This is a genomic window from Dyadobacter sp. CY347 (assembly GCF_021502655.1).
Lineage (GTDB): Bacteria > Bacteroidota > Bacteroidia > Cytophagales > Spirosomataceae > Dyadobacter.
Genome location: NZ_JAKFFT010000002.1, coordinates 111,083 through 131,098, shown reverse-complemented (window position 1 = coordinate 131,098; position 20,016 = coordinate 111,083). Strand labels below are relative to the sequence as shown.

Here is a 20,016-nt window from a genome sequence, read left to right as displayed (position 1 = left end):
GGTAGCGGTAAAGGTTTCCTTATATACTTGGCAAAGATAAAGATGTACCGCTTTAAAAGCAGAAACCGGCAGCAAATTGCCGCCGGTTTAATTATCTCTTAATACACAAACCCTTATTTTTTCTCACTTCCCCCCAGCGGTGCTGGCGCAGCGGCAGCAGGAGCGCCTTTTTTAGCCTTGGCAAAATCGCCAGCCTTAATGATCACCAACTTATTGTAATCAATGTGCTTGTTAAATGCCGCTTTGATTTGCTCAGGTGTTAACGCTTCGATTTTCTTCTCGAAATCCGCATCCCACTGCATGGTCCGGTTAAGATACAGATTGTTGGTCAATGTGTTAGCCAGTGACGCATCCTGCGACCTTCCTACCTGCCTGGATTGCAGATAACCCGATTTCGCAGCTTTCAATTCCTCTGGCGTAAACCCTTCCTTCATCGCTTTCTCGATCTCTTCTTTAAATGCCGCTTCCAGTTTTTCAGCATTTTGAGGTGCGTAAATCGCGTATGACATAAACGTTCCGCTCTTGTCCAGCGAGCTGGCCGAGAATTGTGAACCAACGCCATAGCTCAATCCATCCTTCTGGCGAATGCGCGTGGCAAGGCGTGAGTTCAGGAAGCCGCCGCCCAGCAAGTAATTGCCAATCACCAATGCCGGATAATCCGGATCTGTGTCCTGCAATGGCATGTTAAGGCCTGCAATGAACATGGCATTTGCCTTGTCGGGCGTTTCAAGCATTTTGTTTTCGGCCTTCACTGCCACATAAGGCGACGCAACGCGGGTAAACGGCTTCGCACTTTTCCAGTTGCCGAATTCATCATTAATGATCTTTTGAAGCGCCGCTTTGTCAAAATCCCCTACAACCGATGCGGAAGCATTGTTGGCTCCATAAAATTCCTTGTGAAACTGCTTGATCTGGTCGATGGTCGTGGTTTTAATGCTCTCCACATCTTCATCGAAAGTAGCCACATAACGGATGTCACCCTTTGGATATGGCGTCGTGATCCGGCGATATTGGTTGAATGCAATGGCCTGTGGTTCGCTGCGCTGGGATTCTATTCCGGCCAGTTCTTCCTGTTTCAGTTTATCAAATTCCGTTTCGTCAAATGCAGGGTTTTTCAAAACTTCCGCCACGAGCTTCATCACAGCAGGCAGGTTTTCTTTGGTTGTTTCAATGTTCGCCCCAGCCTGGTTATTGATCCCGAAGAAACTAACGCGCGCTTTCAACCTGTCAAACTCATCTTTTAATTGCTGTCTCGTTTTGGTTTTTGTGCCTTTGTCCAGCATTGATCCCGTCAGATCTGAAATAGTCGCTTTGTTCATCAGGCTTTTTTCATCGCCATAGCGCAATGTGATTTTGGCTGCGACCACATTTCCTCTGGTGGTTTTGGGCAACAATGCTGTTTCAATGGCGTTGGGTTTTTCAATACGCGTCGTGCGGGATTCCACATTCAGTGGCGACGGATCAAATGCTTCGCCTTCTGCCACAACGGCTTCTCCCTTATAACCTTTAACCAGATCAGCTACATTCGGCGCTTCCGGAATTTCAGCCCTTACCGGGTTGGATTCGGGCACAAATGTTCCTAATGTGCGGTTGGATGGCCTGAAATAATATTGCGCAACGCGGAAAACGTCTTCCGGGGAAACTTTTCGAATGTTATCACGGAACAAAAACGCAAGCCGCCAGTCACCCGTTGCAATGGCTTCACTAATGCTCAATCCTACCCTTTCGGAATTACGGAATTCGAGGTCCCAATTTTTTAAGATAGTCGTTTTTGCACGCTCAATGTCTTCTTTTGAAGGTTTCAGGACTGCGGCAGAATCCAGTGTCGCTGTAAATGCTTTTTTGGCTTCATCCAACGATTTTTCTTTTAAAACCTCTGCTCCAAAAAGGACAAATCCCGGATCAAACAACTGAAAGCTGAAACCAAATTCGGAAGACGCCTTTTTTGTGTTGACCAGATTTTTATAAAGCCTGCCGTTTGGCTCGGCCGTTAAAAGCTCTGTCAGCACTTCCATAGCAGGATAATCGGCATGTGAGCCGGGCATAATGTGGTAAGCTGCCATCAGCATTTGCACGTCGCCGGTTCTTTTCAGCTCCACAAAACGCTCACCATCCTGGGTAGGCTCAGAAGTGTAAGATTTCGGCAGCACACGCTCGGGCTTTGCGATTTTACCAAAATAATCATTGATCACCGCCAGCGTTTTAGCCTCATCGATCTTCCCGGCAACGGTTAATACAGCATTATCGGGCTGGTAATATTTTTTATAAAACGCCTGTAAATTGTCGATGGGCACCCTTTCAATGTCGGAACGGTTTCCTATCGTCGATTTGCCATAGTTATGCCATAAAAAAGCGCCGGAGATTACGCGTTCCATCAAAACGCGGAAAGGACTGTTTTCTCCGGATTCAAATTCATTGCGCACCACGCTGAATTCACTGTCCAGGTCTTTTTTGGCAATAAAAGAATTCACCATCCGGTCCGATTCCAGGTCCAAAGCCCATTTCAGGTTTTCTTCGGAAGCAGAGAATGTCTCAAAATAGTTGGTACGGTCATACCAAGTTGTGCCGTTCGGTCTGGCACCATGTTCGGTAAGCTCCTGCGGAATGTTCGGGTGCTTGGGCGTGCCTTTGAAAACCATGTGTTCCAGCAAATGCGCCATGCCCGTTTCACCATAACCTTCGTGACGGGAACCCACCAGATAGGTCACATTCACCGTAATGGTTGGCTTGGAAGGATCCGGGAACATCAGGACTTTCAGCCCGTTTTCCAGGTTGTATTCGGTGATCCCTTCCACGGAAGTGACCTTTTTGACACCTTTCGGCAGATCCTGCGAAAAGGAAGTAACAGAAATCAGGGAGGTTAGCAGCAGACCGAGCACAGCTTTGCCACGGAATGCATTTCTTCTTTTAAAATTCATGACCATATCCAGAAGATTATGTGAGATTTAGAATGCATGAAAATAACGCAGATTATCGCATTTAGCAATGACTTAGGGATAAATGGCGAAATAAAATCCGCTGCAACACAATGGCAACGTTTTGGTGTATAGGTCTGGACAGCCCCACATATTTTCCGGCGTCAGTAGGAATTCTGAGAGAAGAATAGCAGTTTTAACATATATGATTTAATTAAAATAAATGACGCCGCTCAAAAACATTACCCGCCTGCTTTTCCTGTCTGCTATTATGATCCTGGCTGGCTGCGCCTCGGGCATTCCTATTTCAACCAACACAAAGTATCCCATTGAATTGCTTTACGATAACCAGCCGCTGGACCGCCCTTATTCAGAGATCGGGATCGTGGAAATTACCAGCGAAGACTCGCTGACAGCACGTCAGACTCAGGATAAGCGCATGATGTATCGGGGTAATGATGCCAAAACCAAGGAGTTACTTACGGCGCGTCTGGTTATTAAGGCACAAAAAATTGGTGCTGATGCCATTATTAATGTGAAATACAAGTATTACACCAGCGTCAAAAGTGAAGGTTATATGCTCAGCGGGCTGGCTGTGAGATATCGCGGTGAATAACATTCGCGCGATCGAGCCCGGAATTTTTGCCAAAATTTAGCGTGTAGGATCTTTTTTGGAAATCATCTTATTCACCGTCGTGTCCTGCCTGGTTGTATCAGCGGGCACGTAAGGGATCTTTACCGAAGGCTTCGGCATTAAAGAAATACGGTTGAAGCTGTGTGTAAACTGCATGCTCACGCCACCGGTTGTCACGGAGTTCAGCACAAGTGAATTCAGCACATTCCGGTTATAGGCTTTCACGCGCACCGATCCGCTGGGGTTGAGCCAGTATTCCAAAGTCCATTCACCTAGCAAGCTGGCCGCATCATATTGTGAAGCGCCATTGGCACTTTGCGTTCCAGATGTGAAGCGTCCATCGCGCGTTACGCGGAAGCGATCATTAAGAAAACGGTAAGAAAAACGCAATTGTAAGTTGTTTAGCGCATTTTGATCCAAAGAAAGCCCCGAAACGCCCACTTCCAGATTCTCATTAATCCCCGACGCCCAGCGGCTGATTTGGTTCGACACCAGCTCGCTAATGCTGCTGCCCAGGAAATTCTGGCTTCCCACCGCAGCCAGACTCGCCTCCGGAAGCAACTGATTGACAAGCAATAAACTACTCACCTGCCTGCTCAATTCCTGTTCATCCGACTTCAATTTATTTTGAAATGCCTCCAATTGTCCGCGATACGTGCTTAGCGAAGGATTATCCAGCACTTTGAGATCATACCGGATCTGCGGCGACATTAACTGTTCTGAAAGTGCAATGGTAACCTCCACCGGATAACGGCGGGATAATGCATCATTGCCCGTTTCTGTTGTGCTTGTATTGGGCAAAACGCCGGCCAGCGAAACCATTTGCGTGTAACCCGCTTTTACATCCAACTGCGCACCATAAGGGTCCCCGGACCACACAATGCGGCTCCCGGGTTTGATGCTGAATTTCTTGTTAATGACATTCTGCAATGTGAAATTGTATTCCCCCCGTTCGATTTCATACGTTCCGGCCATCGTAAAATCGCCTTTTGTATCAATGTTGAGGTTCAGCCTGCCACTGCCGTTCCCTCGGATAATGTCACCGGTTTGCCTGTCAAAAATGATTTCGCAAGTCGCATCTGGCGTCAGGTTGAAATTGAAATCCATTTTTATTCCGCCTGCAACCTGGCTTCTTGCCGTTGAATCACCCGTGTTTGCCGTGCTGTCTGCCGGAGGCATTTTACTTACAAACTGAATGTAATCCTGTGTGGCCACTTCGGTAGCGCCATCCAGCGGAATGTGAATTTTGGTGCCTTTGTTACTGGTTACATTAGCCTCAATGTTGAGGTTATCAATGGGGCCAAAAACGGCGACCGGGCCTGTAACATAGGCAGTTCCGTAGAAAATGCTATTATCCTTCGCTGTTGTGTTAAGGATTTTGAAATTTTTCAAATCCGCATTGAAACCCAAGGAAAAATATTTAAAACCATCATGAAAAACCCCGCCGCGCAGATTCGCGGTGTTTCCATCGGTGTCCGTAATGAGCATATTATCGGACGTAATTTCACTTTCGGTAAAGTTGATCTTATCACTGAAAGTAAAGATCGATTGCAGATAATCGAATTTCATCCGGCCTTTGTCCACCATTAACGAACCCGAAAGAACCGGTGCGTTCACAACGCCTTTGATGGTCACCACACCTTTCGCCGTCCCGCTAATGTCCGAAACCAGCCCGGTAGCAAATGGTTCGAGGCCTTTGAAATCGAAATTGTTGAAAATAGCCTTCAAATCCAGCGTGTTAGCATTTAACTTCGGACGATAGGCACCCGTAAGATTGAACACGCGCCTTGCATCTTTATTAAGCTGTGCATCAATTTCCAGCTCACTCCTGCCCTGGTCCCAATCGCCGGTCCCGGATAAGTTTCCAAATTCGTACTGACCATAACCAAGGCTTTCAATGTTGAAATTGGCGTCGAGCACCACATCATTATAAATGTCTTTGACCCGCGCGGAGCCATCCATAATCCCAGCCAACTGCGTGGTTAACAGCGCATTCAAACTCGCCAACCTGAAATTCTTGATGTCCAGGACCATGCTTTTATCCGGATCTTCCGATGCCGTGCCGCTCACAAAAATCCGCTGCTTGCCACTTACAAGACCTAAATTAGACATTGTCACATCACGCCCGACGATAGAGATAAAGCTCTCAGAAGGAACATTCCAGGTTTCCTCCAACAAATTAAGCTTTGAATTTTTGAAATTAATGTCCAAACCGGCAGGTAAGAAGCGGATTTCGCCGGCCAGATTAGCGTTGTTGGTGCTGTTAACCTGGTTCAGGGCACTATTGAAATCAATATGGTCAACATCCCAGGTGCCTTCGATTTCCAGTTTTTCTGTCGGGACTAATGCGCTTATTTTCTGGTTTTCGGATGTGACAAGCATTGAAGCCAGAACTTCCGCTGAGTTTACAAACTTTGAAGTTGTAACGTCGACTTCTGCCTTTACAAATTCATTTGTTCCATAACGGACTGTATCGGAAACTGCATTCAATGTCAAAAAAGCCGTATTATCCATTTTAAAAACCCCCTCTGCCTTCGCTCCTCTTGAAACATATACATCCGGACTCAAGAACGCGAGAAAACGTGACAAGTTCCTGGTTTCAACCGCATAGTCGATCTGGTAACGGTCCAGTGACGTCTTCGCAGCCTTTCTAGAATAATATTCGGTCCGGTTTGCTTCGTTTTCGAAAAAGTAAAGTTTGTACTCTTCCAAAATCCGGCTAATGTCTTTATAGGCAGCTGTGGGAAGAAAATTCCCATCCATTTTTGCGGTCAAGAATTCACTTTCCAGTTTTAGAATGCGTCTGTCGGCGATCTGGCGGGATGAAAACACCAGCGTATCCATCACGAGATTTCTTTCCTTTTCAGACATCAGCAAATACGTGTCGAGGAGCTTGGCATCGCCTGTCAGCGCGTCCAATGTGTTACCGGTCAGATTAATATTTAGTTGCGTGCGTAATGTGATGGCATCTTTGGCAAAGCCAAGTTCTTTCAGGTTCGCGCGCTCAACGATTCCCTGCACGTCGAATGCATTTTGCGCCTTTGAGAGGTCAAATTCCCCTTCAATGTTGGCAAGCAGATTGCTGTCCCGCGCAACGACCAGGCCATTGAAATACTGGTTTTGTATATTTCCTTTAAGCTGAATGTTCTTATAATTATAATGCTGAAATCCTACGCGCCCGACTGTCGCGTTCATATCCGTGGAAGCGAATTTCAACTCCGTGCCTTTTCCAAAAACTTTTCCGTCAAAATCCAGCTCCTGCCACGTTTCTTCGTCATCCAGCAATTTCCCAAGCTTAAATGCAGCCGTTTTGATCGTTCCCGAATAAGTGGTTGACTGCGCATCGGCAATGTGGAAAACGAGATCGCCCGCCACTTCCCCCATATCCGAGGAGGCGGAAGCATTCAGGGCAAAATCTTCTAATGTTCCTTTAAAGGTGCCATCCAGCAGCGTGAGACCGAATTTTGAAAGTTCAGAATGCATCTCCCACTCAGGATAGTACTGAACAATGTCCATCGGTTCCACTTTCGATAGCGACAGCTGAATGTCCATTTTCACGCCTTCGATAGTCGGAAGCCCTTCAAAACCAACATTACCAACCAGCCGGCTGCCTCTCCCGAAATGGAGATCCATATTGGAAACCATGAAATCATCCACTTTCCCGTTGAAATCGCCGGATATGCGCCAGGTTTCACTCAGATTATCAACATAGCTCGAAAAAAGTCCAAGATCTTTTGAATCAACACGACTGCCTACCAAATGTCCTTTCATCCGGACCTTGTGATTGAAATCGCCCAGCTCGCCGGACCTGTTATAGTAGAATATGACTTCGTCTTTCAAATGCGAATTGCCGATATGAGCGTCCAGCTCTTTCAATTCCATTTTTTTCTGGCAAAACAAAAAGCGCGTTTCCAGATCGTGCATCGTCAGACCAGTCTGTTTATCAACGGTTTCCAGGTTTCTGGCCAGAAAAGAGATCGTATCGCCCTGGACAAGGAAATTTCTCAGGTCACCATTCAGTTTGTTCAGTTCAAAATGAGAGTAATCAAATGTCCTGGCGCCCCTGTCACGAGGCTGGCGCGGATCATCATAGCGGAATGTTCCGTCAATGACTTTTGATTTACCAATAATGAATGGTGTATTATTTTCGGGTGCGTTTTTGGGACGCGGAACGTCCGGGGCGGTAAGCTCGTTAATGCGTTCGATGAAGCCATCAATGTTCAATGAACCTGATGAAGGCAGCACGGCCAGATGCACATTGGGCTGGTAAACATTCACCTCGTCAAGATAAATTTCCCTGGCAGAATTCTCGATGATGTTATTCAGATCTAAGTTGACGTCGATCCTGCCGACATCGATCATATCCTTCCGGCTCGTGTCTTTTACCGAAATCCCTTCCAGAGAAACGACGTCAAACCACTTAATGTTGACTTTTTGAATGGTAATGGGATAACCCAGCTTTTCAGAAATATTGCTCGTAACACGCTGAACTGCCCAGGTTTGGACGGAAGGAAGTTGAAGTGCAATGGTAACAATTCCCAACGCCAGCAGCGCAAAGATGATCACTACGATCAGACCATTACCAAACGCCTTCAGGAATTTTAACATATATAGCTTCGCGGCGGGATACCGCTTATCTTATTGTTAATGCTTAATTTTGCGACTATAGTTCAACAATTATGAATATCCTCGCCATTGAATCGTCTTGTGACGAAACCTCCGCAGCCGTAATCACTAACGGGAAAATCTGCTCCAATGTTGTTGCTACGCAACTGATTCACACACAATATGGCGGCGTTGTTCCCGAACTTGCTTCACGGGCGCACCAGCAACACATTCTGCCTGTGGTAGATAACGCATTGAATGATGCAAAAGTAACAAAAAAAGACCTGGATGCCATTGCTTTTACGAAAGGACCGGGGTTATTAGGCGCTTTGCTCGTAGGGACTTCTTTTGCCAAATCGATGGCACTGGGACTTAATATTCCGCTGATAGAAATCAATCACATGCAAGCCCATGTGCTCGCGCACTTTATCGACGATCCCAAACCTGCATTTCCATTTCTCTGCCTCACCGTCAGCGGCGGACATACCCAAATTGTAAAAGTTACCGGCCCGCTGGAAATGGAGATTATCGGGGAGACAAAAGATGATGCAGTAGGCGAAGCATTTGACAAAACCGCCAAGCTGCTCGACCTGCCCTATCCAGGCGGACCATTGATCGATAAATATGCGGCATTTGGAAATCCTCAGGCATATCCTTTTCCGCTTCCTGAAATGCCGGGGCTGGATTTCTCTTTCAGCGGGATCAAGACTTCGTTTATGTATTTTTTGCAAAAGCAGGTGCGGGAGAATCCTGATTTTATCCGTGAAAATCTAAATAATATCTGTGCGAGCATTCAGTATACACTGGTGGATATTCTTTTGAAAAAAATCAAAAAAGCGTCGCGTGAAACTGGGATTAAGGAAATTGCGATCGCCGGCGGCGTTTCTGCCAACTCCGGATTAAGGAAGTCGCTTCTTGAATTGGGAGCGAAACTGGATTGGAAAGTGTACATTCCAGCATTCGAATACTGCACAGATAATGCTGCTATGATCGCCATGGCGGCACATTATAAGTTTGAAGCCAGGGATTTCACTGATCAAATGGTTAGTCCGATGGCGCGGATGGAGTTTTGAAAAAGTCATGAACAAAAACATATTCGAACATGCGTTTATCAGAAATATGGATCTATCCCGTCAAATCATTGGGTGGAATAAGGTTAAAAGAGGCAAAAACCGAAAACAAGGGACTGCAATACGACCGCCGCTGGCTGATCATTGATGACAATAATACATTCATTACGCAGCGCGTCTTTCACCAAATGGCATTGATTGACGTTTCCCTGGAACAGGACGGACTGAAAATATTCGAAAGAAACGATCCGCAAAACAGCATTACAGCTGCCTATGAGCCCGTTTCCGGTGAAAATCTGACTGTTAAGATCTGGGATGACCTTGCCGAAGCTGTAACGGTTTCGGATGAGGCGGATCAATGGCTTTCGGCACAAATAGGACAAAATGTAAGGCTGGTAATGATGCCAGAATCCACGGAGCGGAAAGCGGATCCGAAGTATGCTAAAAATGGAGAGATCGTCAGTTTTGCTGATGGTTACCCATTCCTGGTCATTTCACAGGCTTCACTGGATGATCTCAACACACGCCTTCAAGAGCCGATATCCATGGTTCGTTTCAGGCCCAATTTCGTTATTTCCGAAACAGCGCCTTTTGAAGAAGATCAATGGAAGCGCATCCGGATCGGCGAACTGGATTTCGAAATCGTAAAACCCTGCGCCCGCTGCGTCCTCACTACCGTTGATCCCGCAACCGGGCAGAAAGGCCCTGAACCATTAAAAACACTAGCCAGTTACCGACGCGTTAACAACAAAGTGCTATTCGGACAAAACTTGGTTGCCAGTAATTTTGGGGTTGTTAAGGAAGGGGACGTGTTGGAAGTAATTGAATAAGAATGAGTCTTGAATAGTTAATTCAAGGTTGTTTTTTGAATTTTAAGCGAAAAAAAAGCCCGGAAGAAAATCCCGGGCTTCATATATTTTAAGACAAATCCTGCTGGCAAACGTTTAAGGCTGCGCTTCTGCTTCTGTTGTTCCATTTGTCTGGAAAGGGCTTTTCATGATCCCTCTTTCCGAATTACGAATAAAGTTAATGACCACATCCCGCTCGTTGGATGGCGGCAATTCAAGTTCTATTTTTTGCAGAGCCTCGGCATTATTAAGGCCTCTCATATAGATGTAACGGTAAATATTCTGGATCTCGTTGATCTTCTCGTTGCTATAACCACGTCTTCTCAATCCAACCGAGTTGATTCCAGCATAAGAAATGGGTTCACGCGCGGCTTTTGTGAACGGCGGCACATCCTTGCGGACTAATGTTGCCCCAGAAACAAATGCATGTGATCCGATTTTAACAAATTGATGCACAGCACTTAACGCACTTACAATAGCCCAGTCGCCTACATGTACGTGACCGGCCATCTGTACATTATTGCCAATGATACAGCTGTTCCCAACGCGGCAGTCATGCGCTACGTGTGCATAAGCCATAATCAGGCAGTCTGAACCCACCACCGTTTTCCAATGCTCCTCAGTTCCGCGGCTGATCGTCGCGTATTCGCGGATCGTGGTGTTATCACCGATGATCGTAAATGTGTATTCGTTATTATATTTGAGATCCTGGGGCGTAGAAGCGATTACTGCACCCGGAAAGATCCGGCAGTTCTTTCCGATTCTCGCACCTGAATTTATAACAGCGTGTGATCCGATCCATGAGCCCTCGCCAATTTCAACATCGGAATGTATCATTGCGAATGGTTCAATTTCCACATTCTGAGCGATCTTAGCGCCAGGATGAATATATGCTAATGATTGAGTCATTTTTTCTTTACCAGGCTTGCTATCATATCCGCTTCACACACCAACTGTCCGGCTACATATCCCCGGCCACTCATTTTCACGATTCCCCTTTTCATTGGAGACGTAAATTCACATTTAAAAATTACCGTATCCCCGGGAAAAACATTGCGGCGGAAGCGGCATGCATCAATTCCGATCAGGTAAGGCCAGTAATTATCAGGATCCGGCACGCTTGTCAGAACCAGAATACCGCCCGTCTGCGCCATGGCTTCCAATTGCAAAACGCCGGGCATTACAGGGTTTCCGGGGAAATGGCCCAGGAAAAACTGCTCATTGATCGTCACATTCTTCACGCCTACCACGCTGTTTTCGTCCAATGCAATGATTTTGTCGATCATTTGGAACGGATAACGGTGCGCTAATAGCTGTCCGATCTGGTTAATGTCAAAAACCGGCGCCTTGTTCGGGTCATATTGCGGGATATCTCCTTTCCCGGATTTAATTAGTTTCTTAATTTTTTTGGCCAGAGCCACATTAGCTGCATGTCCCGGACGGGCAGCCAATATCTGCGCCTTAATCGGACGGCCTACCAAAGCAAGATCGCCGATCAGGTCCAGCAGCTTGTGACGCGCCATTTCATTCGGATAATGCAGGTCTACATTATTCAGAATGCCCTTTGACTTGTTTACGCTTACTTTTGGTTTACTCAAAAGCTGCGAAAGGTGATCTAGTTCGCCATCCTGCACTTCCCGGTCTACAATCACAATCGCGTTGGTCAGGTCGCCGCCTTTGATCAGGTTTTGCCTGTATAACGCTTCAAGTTCGTGTAAGAATACAAATGTGCGGCATTCGGCGATATCGTCTTTGAATAATGTAATATCATTCAGGGATGCATGCTGGCTGCTGATCACCGTCGAATTATAGTCGACCATCACGGTCAGGCGGTAATCGGAAAGTGGCAACGCAACAAGCTCCGTATCTGTTTCTTTATTCATATAATGCACATATTCAGGAACTTCGAAGTAATTCCTGTATGCATTTTGTTCTTCAATGCCCGCGTCAAGCAATGCATCTACAAACTTAATAGAGCTCCCGTCCATGATCGGCGGCTCGGGGCCGTCGAGCTGGATGAGCACATTGTCGATTTGCAAACCAACTAGGGCAGCAAGCGTATGCTCAACCGTATGGATACGCGCTCCGTTTTGTTCAATGGTTGTTCCACGCGACAGATCGACCACATTGTCGACATCTGCATCTACGATGGGCTGATCGGGTAAATCAATGCGTTGAAACTTGTATCCGTGATTGGCGGCGGCAGGCACAAATGTCATTGTAGCCACCACACCCGTATGTAAACCCACTCCTGTTACGGATACAGACTTGGAAATGGTTTGTTGTTTTTCGTTCATTATAAATTTCCTTTTCTTCTTAAAGGCGCGTTGTACTATTGACCCTGAAAATCGGATGTTTCGTGTTTATTTTCCAGATCTTTCAGCCTTTCTTCTATTTCGGGCAGCCTGCGGACGAGGGCCATTGATCTTAAATGTTCGTTCAAATCCCTGGCTGGTGAGCCGGACAGCGAAAGCCCTTCTTTTTTGATTGATTTCCCTAATCCGCTCTGAGCTCCTATTTTAGTCTTATTTGCAATTGTAATATGCCCCACGATCCCAACTTGTCCGGCCACGACACATTGTTCGCCAACCGTTGTTGATCCCGAGATCCCGGATTGGGCTGCAATTACGGTATTTTTTCCAATCTCTACATTATGTGCGATTTGCACGAGATTATCTATTTTAACCCCTTTCCGAATAATTGTGGAACCCATTGTCGCACAGTCGATTGTGGAATTGGATCCTACGCTCACATCGTCTTCCAGGATGACATTACCAAGTTGCGGGATCGTTTTATAAGTTCCGTCCGTTTGGGGCGCGAAACCAAAACCATCGCTTCCTATGACTGTATTCGCAAAAATCACGCAGTTTTTACCAATGATCGTATTATCATAAATACGTACGCCGGGATGGATGATGGAGTTATCCCCTATTTCAATGTTATCGCCGAGATAAGTATTTGGATAAATCTTTACGCTGTTGCCGATCACGCAATTCTTGCCAATGTAGGAAAAAGCACCTCGGTAACAATTTTCGCCTGTCTGACTATTTTCCCCGATAAAACTAGGTTGTTCTACTCCGGATTTGCCGCTGGCAATGCGTTTTTGATATTCTTCGAGCAGGATCGTGAATGCAGTGTAAGCGTTTTCGACATATATAAGTGTTGCCGATATCTCTTTTTTAGGAACAAAATCCTTGCTGACAATGACTGCGGAAGATTGTGTAGTATATATGTAAGGTTCGTATTTACTGTTGGCTAAAAAGGAAATACAGCCCGGACGCCCTTCTTCAATTTTAGCAGCCGAATCAATTGTAATTGTATCATTTCCAACAATGGTTCCATCAAGCATTTGAGCAATCTCGCTGACAGTAAATTTCATATTTTTTCGGCTAATTTCGGGTAACGAATATCGAGTACTTATAGTGGATTTTGAAAAGGGCTTTTTCTTTTAATGATCCTGACTAACCACGCAAAGATACATTTTTAGCCCAACATACATAGTACTTGCGTACAATCTTAGTGAGCGCCTTAATGGTTGGGATGTCGGATGCATCGGCAATGTCCAGCAGTGCGCCACCCTTCATTTTCACCCGGATCGGATCCAGTTCTTTTGCATAGGCCCAGTTGGTCGTTTCGCCGCTGACCAGAAAATAATCCATTTGCTCCTCAGCGACGCCCGCTTCAAGAAGCTGCCTTCGCAAATCAGCAAGTAACGCTTCATCTGGCGGCGAATCATAGAAAGTAATTTTAAATAACTGCCTGTTAAGCAGCATGGTACAAAGCGTCGAGAGAACGGGGTCACTATGTGTCCGCCAGCCCTTTACAGAAGCCCATACGTCGTTATCGTCCAAACCGTTGAACGATTCCAGCAGATCCGGGTGTATATCAAAGTCTTCAAGGCTGTAATTATTGTGCAGGAACCTCGCAAAATCTGGCGTAGCAAATAATGTTGCGCCGCCATCAGACAATTCGCGGGCCCTTTGCAGCAGCTGGGTGAGCATGGCCTGCGCGCTTAACAATGTTTTGTGCAAATAAACCTGCCAGTACATGAGCCTTCTCGCGTGCAGAAAATTTTCAATGCTAAGCAAGCCCTTTTCCTCAACTACCAGCTGATCCTCACTCACATCCAGCATCTTTATAAGCCTGTCTGCACCAATAGAACCTTCAATGACGCCTGTATAAAAACTGTCGCGGTTCAGATAATCCATCCGGTCCATATCCAGCTGACTGGAAACCATTTGATGGAAAAACTTTCTGGGATAAGTCCCTTCAAACATCTGAATCGCCAGATCAAGCCGTCCCTCCATTTGGCTGTTCAATGCTTTCATCATGACCAGCGTAATGGATTCATGCGCGACATGCTGTAACAAAACACTTTCCAGAACGTGAGAAAACGGACCATGCCCCAGGTCGTGCAGTAGAATGGCCGCTTGTGCTGCCTCAAATTCCGGTTCGGAAATGGCGTGACCTTTTTGTTGCAGCACTTTGAGGGCCTGTCCCATGAGGTGCATGGCGCCTAACGCGTGATGGAAGCGCGTATGCAGGGCTCCGGGGTAAACAACATCTGCCAAACCAAGCTGCTTAATGCGCCTCAAACGCTGAAAATAGGGATGATCAACCAGGTCGTAAAGCAGATCAGAAGATATGGATATAAACCCGTAAACGGGGTCGTTAATGATTTTCCTTTTATTCAAAGCTCGATTTTTTGGCAAAAGTAATAAACAAGCAACGGACAAAAGAAGTTATTCTTATCAATATGATTTGGAGAATTGCCGCTATTGCGTATTTTTGCGCTTCATTCCGTAATAGGAACGGGCCTATAGCTCACAAAGCGTTTGCCCGGTCGATTATAGCAAGTGAACCGCGCCGCGTCCGCAGCTCCACTGGGGCTCAAAATCAGTAGGTGCCTGGCCTATCCAGGAAAGAGTAACGGGCCTATAGCTCATTCGGTTAGAGCAACTGACTCATAATCAGTAGGTGCCTGGTTCGATTCCAGGTGGGCCCACATTGAAAGAAGAGAGCGCCTTAATTAAAATGAGGCGCTCTCTTCTTTTGTAAGCTTGTGAACTACATCGCTTTCGACTGCATCACTATTCTTTCACCAGTTTCCTTACAACACTTTCTTTTCCATTTTCGAATTTGATCAGATTCAAACCAGACGACGGGGTTTGCAGCTTGATTTTATTGATCCCAGTTTGCAAGTCACGGTTTTCGGTGAAAATGATTCTGCCAGTTACGTCCAGGATCGTGATGTGCCACGTTTCCGGCTTAACGGCCATTACGTCAACAAATACGTCTCCAATAGAAGGGTTGGGATAAATTTTACCAACAACCGAAATTTCCTCAGCGCTTCCATGGTCGCTTACCACGATTACTTTTGAGTAACTAAATGTAGCGTCTTTGTCAATCATTTTCAGTCGATAATAGCTGGTTGACCAAATGTTCTGATCTACGAACTGATATTCAGAAAAGCTTGTGGACTGGCTTTCTGAGCCGGTTACGTTGCCTATTGTTTGAAAAGACCTTGCATCCGCCGACGATTGCACTTCGAAGCGGTCAAAGTTCTTTTCGTCCGAAGTGACCCATTTCAGCGTATTCTCGTTTTCAGCCGATTTCTTGCCTGAGAACGAAACGAGGGTAACTGGCAGAGATGCTGTGTTGTCGAATTGAAAAGGGACAATATACTCGCAGGCCGATCCGGCGGGAATTATTTTGACATAAAGGGCATGGATTTCAGCCGTCAGATCTTTCGGCAAGAATGTGTTGGTCGCAGTAGTAATGGTACCAGCTGGCAAAGTCGCATTCTCGTCTTTATAAATTCCGCTGATCGTACCATTGTAGGTGCCCCCGAAGGTAAAAATCTTGGCTGCCGGACCGTCATTGACAATGACGGATGCATCAGTGTTGTTGCTAACGGACTCACTACCTGTGTTTTCCTTGTATTTGAACACACCATAATTGGTAAAGATCCCGGCATTTTCGAGGTTGCCCACAATGCGGATCAATCCTGTATTTGTAGTCGTTTTTTCAGCATTGTTTACAAATGTCCCGCTAAGCACAGTCACCGTTCCGCAGGCTTCATTATTAAAAGTATCATCATTGGTTATCCCGTTCCCGCCTGTGCTTCTGCTGCCGCCTATGGTTACAACGCCCGCATTATTGAAGGTTCCAGCAGCGTTTTCGAGTCCTGTCGTGCTAAAACCGTCAATGGACATTGATGCGCCACTCCTATTGGAAAAATTTCCACCATAATTTCCGGCCCCTACACGCACGCCTCCATTTACCCCGATCCAGATTATCCCTTCATTTGTAAAATTAGAGGTGTTTACCAGACCAATCCTGCCATTGTTTTCAATGATAAGTATCCCGGAAGCAGTGTTATTAAAGGTGGCTTCATTATGGATTCCGTTCGAAAGAAAACGGGTGTAATTTGTCGAAAGGGCGCCAGCGCCGGTAGTGATCTTGCCAGCATTGGTAACAGTGCCGTAATTTGTGAAAAACTGCCTGGTAGCAGCGTCAATTTCGATTTCGCCGGTGCTGTAATTTTGAAGATCCCCGATATTAATCAGGCCTTCACCAACAAAGCCAGCATTTCCAATAAGCAGCTTTCCGCGATTTTCAAGCGAACCGGAGTTGGAAAGTGCATGACCACCCTGTCCACCCGCGCGCCCTACAATAGCCAGCGTGGCCTGCTCTGAAATCTGCAATGTAGCATTGCTTTCTATTTCCAAGTAGAAAACAGATGTATTCGTGCCGGCAGGGATCACAGGTGAATGCGTTGCGCCTCCCAGGATCAGAACGTTGTTGCCGGCCCCGGGAACACTGGCAGGTGACCAGTTACATGGTGTGTTCCAATCAGAACTTTCCTGCCCGATCCATGTGATGAGGCCGTCCGGAGTTTCAGTCGGTGTGCATTCCGTGGCGTTTCCTTCACCGCGCAAAGTGAAAGTGAATGGATTTTGGCTGGGGTCATTGCTGGCAATGCTGACAACAGCCGTTTTCACGCCAGCCGACATGGGACGAAATCTGATTTCCAAACCTTCAATACCGCCATAAGGAACAGTCTCTCCGAGCTGCCGCGTGATTGCAAAGTCTGTGGAGCCAGTCAGGGTAACAGCCGGTGTGCCTGTCAGCAGCAACTCTTCCCTTCCGATGTTCTCTATATTATATTGTTGCTGCCGTGAACCGATGCCTATCTCGTGAGAGCCAAAATCTGTAAAGTTTTCTGTCGAAGGTGTATCGCTTCCATTCTCAATGCGCACACCATCGGCAGTCACCTTAATAGTAGGGTCTAAAAAATATTCATACGAGAACGGTGCAATATATTCGCATGAACCCGGAGAAAGCGTGAATTTAGCATAAAGTGTCTGCGCACCGACAGGCAAATTTTCAGGCGTAAAATCGTTTTGTGACACGAAAGTCCCCGCGGACTGAGTGCCTTCCTGATCCTTGAAAATACCCATCAAGGTGCCTTGAAAGTTAAACCCGGGACCAAAGATCATGCTTGAATTATTGTTGATCCACAGAAAATTTCCGTGGTGATGGACAACATCCGTACCGGAGAATGTGCCTATAACAAGAGCGCCCTTATCGTCGAATATCCCGGCATTTTCGAGCTTGCCTACAATGCGAATCAGGCCCGCATTCGTCACCGTTTTCTCTGCATTGTTAACAAATGTGCCGGAGAGCAGATCTATTTTACCACAGGCTTCATTGTTGAAAGTATCATCATTGGTTATCCCGTTCCCGCCTGTGCTTCTGCTGCCGCCTATGGTTGCAACGCCAGCATTATTGAAGGTTCCAGCAGCGTTTTCGAGTCCTGTCGTAGTAAAACCGTCTATGGACATTGATGCGCCACTCCTATTGGAAAAATTTCCACCATAATTTCCGGCCCCTACACGCACGCCACCATTTACCCCGATCCGGATTATCCCTTCATTTGTAAAATTAGAGGTGTTTACCAGACCAATCCTTCCATTGTTTTCAATGATAAGTATCCCGGAAGCAGTGTTATTAAAGGTGGCTTCATTATGGATTCCGTTGGAAAGAAAACGGGTGTAATTTGCCGAAAGGGCGCCAGCTCCGGTAGTGATTTTTCCGGCATTGATAACAGTGCCGTAATTTGTGAAAAACTGCCTGGTAGCAGCGTCAATTTCGATCTCGCCTGTGCTGTAATTTTGAAGATCCCCGATATTAATCAGGCCTTCACCAACAAAGCCAGCATTTCCGATAAGCAGCTTTCCGCGATTTTCAAGCGTACCGGAGTTGGAAAGCGCATGACCACCCTGTCCACCCGCGCGCCCTACAATAGCCAGCGTGGCCTGCTCTGAAATCTGCAATGTAGCATTGCTTTCTATTTCCAGGTGGAAAACAGATGTATTTGTGCCAGCAGGGATCGCAGGTGAATGCGTTGCGCCTCCCAGGATCAAAACGTTGTTGCCGGCCCCGGGAACACTGGCAGGTGACCAGTTACACGGTGTGTTCCAGTCGTCGCTCTCCAAACCGATCCATGTGATGAGGCCGTCCGGAGTCTCAGTCGGTGTGCATTCCGTGGCATTTCCTTCACCGCGCAAAGTGAAAGTGAATGGGTTCTGGCTGGGGTCATTGCTGGCAATGCTGACAACAGCCGTTTTCACGCCAGCTGACATGGGACGAAACCTGATATCAACATTATCACCAGTCCCGTAAACCAAACTTCCACCGGGCTGTCGCGTGATCGTAAAATCTGTCGACCCCGTCAAAGCAACGGTCGGCGCGCCCGTCAGCAGCAGTTCTTCCCTTCCGATATTTTCTATTAGATATGATTCTTGCCGAGAACCCACACCTACGTCGTGTGAGCCAAAATCCGTAACGTTTTCTGTCGAAGGCGTAGCGCTTCCGTTTTCAATGCGCACACCATTGGCCGAAACTTCTATGGTAGGCGATACAATATATTGGTAGGAGAATGGTGCAAGATATTCGCAGGAACCTTCTGATAGCGTAAACTTGGCATAAAGTGTTTGTGTACCAATTGGGAGATTTTCAGGTGTAAAATCATACTGTGACACAAAATTCCCGGCAGACTGGGTGCCTTCCTGATCCTTGAAAATACCAATCAACGTGCCGTTAAACCTGTATCCGGCACCGAAGATTGTGTTTGAATTATTGTAAATCAAGAGAAAATCCCCATTGCTGTACTGAAGGAGATTGTCCGGGAATTTTTCATTGACCAGCGCGCCCTTGTTGGTAAAAGTCCCCCGCACTTTGAACGATTGCTGTACCGCTATCAAACCCTTATTGTCCATGCTAGCCCATACGCCTACGTGGAGATTGTTTCGTACCAGCAGCGTGGCGCAAGCGTTGTTGCTGAAATTGCCGTTGTTCCATAATCCGTTTGTCGCAGGCTCGGCCGTACTTCCCAGTGTCACCTTTCCATTGTTCTCGACCACACCCAGATTATAAAGTGAAGCCACATCAGCGCCATTAAATGCTTTCTGGCCTGCTGCGGTCAGAATGCCACCTGCGGCGATATGCAGAATACCCCCACTTAAAACTTCGATGGTATTAACCTGAACCGCTGTTCCATTGATGGCAGGTCTGTTGGCTGCTGCCGGAATTACAACATCGTCGACGCTTGTGGGTACGAGCCCGGCACTCCAGTTTTCGGCGGTTGCCCAATCGGAGTCGACATTCCCGGTCCAGGTCACTTGCTGGGCGAAAAGAGGGGCGCTGAAAGCGCATAGGATAATCAGCAAAAACAGTGAACACTGTTTGCAAAAAGTAGAGATTTTATTCATTGATATTAAAGGATTTACGTAGTTGAATGGCCGCAGCTCCTCCACCTTGCGCAGGGCAGCTGTTGCATTGGAAGCGAAAGCAAGATGGAAGAAATGTAAAGGGTAAGCGACGCGCGCTGAACGGGTGCGTTTATAATTAATCGAAAGGAATTAATTTAATTTCAAACC

Annotated in this window: 10 protein-coding genes and 1 tRNA gene; 4 read left to right on the top strand and 7 right to left on the bottom strand. The window is 46.6% G+C overall.

The annotated features are described in order from the left end of the window. Positions 1 to 113: 113 nt before the first annotated feature. Positions 114 to 2,924 carry a pitrilysin family protein gene (locus tag L0659_RS01230; RefSeq protein ID WP_235123701.1) on the bottom strand — a complete coding sequence of 937 codons (2,811 nt, stop codon included), beginning with the start codon at positions 2,922 to 2,924 and terminating at the stop codon, positions 114 to 116. A gap of 214 nt (positions 2,925 to 3,138) precedes the next feature. Here L0659_RS01230 and L0659_RS01225 point away from each other — a divergent pair, with 214 nt between their 5' ends. Next, positions 3,139 to 3,531: a hypothetical protein gene (locus L0659_RS01225; protein ID WP_235123700.1), complete on the top strand. Its 393-nt coding sequence runs from the start codon at positions 3,139 to 3,141 to the stop codon at positions 3,529 to 3,531. 36 nt (positions 3,532 to 3,567) lie between these two features. Here L0659_RS01225 and L0659_RS01220 read toward each other — a convergent pair whose 3' ends face one another. Continuing rightward, positions 3,568 to 8,157 (bottom strand): translocation/assembly module TamB domain-containing protein, encoded by a 4,590-nt coding sequence (locus L0659_RS01220; RefSeq protein ID WP_235123699.1) that lies wholly within the window; start codon positions 8,155 to 8,157, stop codon positions 3,568 to 3,570. 71 nt (positions 8,158 to 8,228) lie between these two features. Here L0659_RS01220 and tsaD point away from each other — a divergent pair, with 71 nt between their 5' ends. Both tsaD and L0659_RS01210 read left to right on the top strand, forming a co-directional pair. After that, positions 8,229 to 9,227, top strand: a complete 999-nt coding sequence (gene tsaD, locus L0659_RS01215) for a tRNA (adenosine(37)-N6)-threonylcarbamoyltransferase complex transferase subunit TsaD (protein WP_235123698.1) — start codon at positions 8,229 to 8,231, stop codon at positions 9,225 to 9,227. A 29-nt stretch (positions 9,228 to 9,256) separates the two neighbouring features. Further along, the gene (locus tag L0659_RS01210) at positions 9,257 to 10,054 is read left to right on the top strand and encodes an MOSC domain-containing protein (RefSeq protein WP_235123697.1); all 798 of its coding nucleotides are present in this window, start codon (positions 9,257 to 9,259) and stop codon (positions 10,052 to 10,054) included. 114 nt (positions 10,055 to 10,168) lie between these two features. Here the strand turns inward: L0659_RS01210 and lpxA are convergent, their stop codons facing one another. The 4 genes from lpxA to L0659_RS01190 form a co-directional block, all read right to left on the bottom strand. Then, the gene (gene lpxA / locus L0659_RS01205; protein ID WP_235123696.1) at positions 10,169 to 10,981 is read right to left on the bottom strand and encodes an acyl-ACP--UDP-N-acetylglucosamine O-acyltransferase; all 813 of its coding nucleotides are present in this window, start codon (positions 10,979 to 10,981) and stop codon (positions 10,169 to 10,171) included. Further along, positions 10,978 to 12,369, bottom strand: coding sequence for a bifunctional UDP-3-O-[3-hydroxymyristoyl] N-acetylglucosamine deacetylase/3-hydroxyacyl-ACP dehydratase (locus L0659_RS01200; RefSeq protein WP_235123695.1), 1,392 nt, complete (start codon positions 12,367 to 12,369; stop codon positions 10,978 to 10,980). The genes lpxA and L0659_RS01200 overlap by 4 nt, the downstream gene beginning before the upstream one ends. 35 nt (positions 12,370 to 12,404) lie before the next feature. Further along, positions 12,405 to 13,451, bottom strand: coding sequence for a UDP-3-O-(3-hydroxymyristoyl)glucosamine N-acyltransferase (lpxD, locus tag L0659_RS01195; protein WP_235123693.1), 1,047 nt, complete (start codon positions 13,449 to 13,451; stop codon positions 12,405 to 12,407). 82 nt (positions 13,452 to 13,533) lie between these two features. Continuing rightward, on the bottom strand, positions 13,534 to 14,766 hold the full coding sequence (locus L0659_RS01190) for an HD domain-containing protein (RefSeq protein WP_235123692.1): 1,233 nt from the start codon (positions 14,764 to 14,766) through the stop codon (positions 13,534 to 13,536). A 237-nt stretch (positions 14,767 to 15,003) separates the two neighbouring features. Between L0659_RS01190 and L0659_RS01185 the strand changes: the two genes are divergently transcribed. Next, positions 15,004 to 15,077: transfer RNA gene (locus L0659_RS01185), tRNA-Ile, on the top strand. 85 nt (positions 15,078 to 15,162) lie between these two features. Here L0659_RS01185 and L0659_RS01180 read toward each other — a convergent pair. Continuing rightward, entirely contained in the window at positions 15,163 to 19,848 is a 4,686-nt protein-coding gene (locus L0659_RS01180) for a choice-of-anchor D domain-containing protein (RefSeq protein WP_235123691.1), read from the bottom strand. Between the last annotated feature and the right edge of the window lie 168 nt (positions 19,849 to 20,016).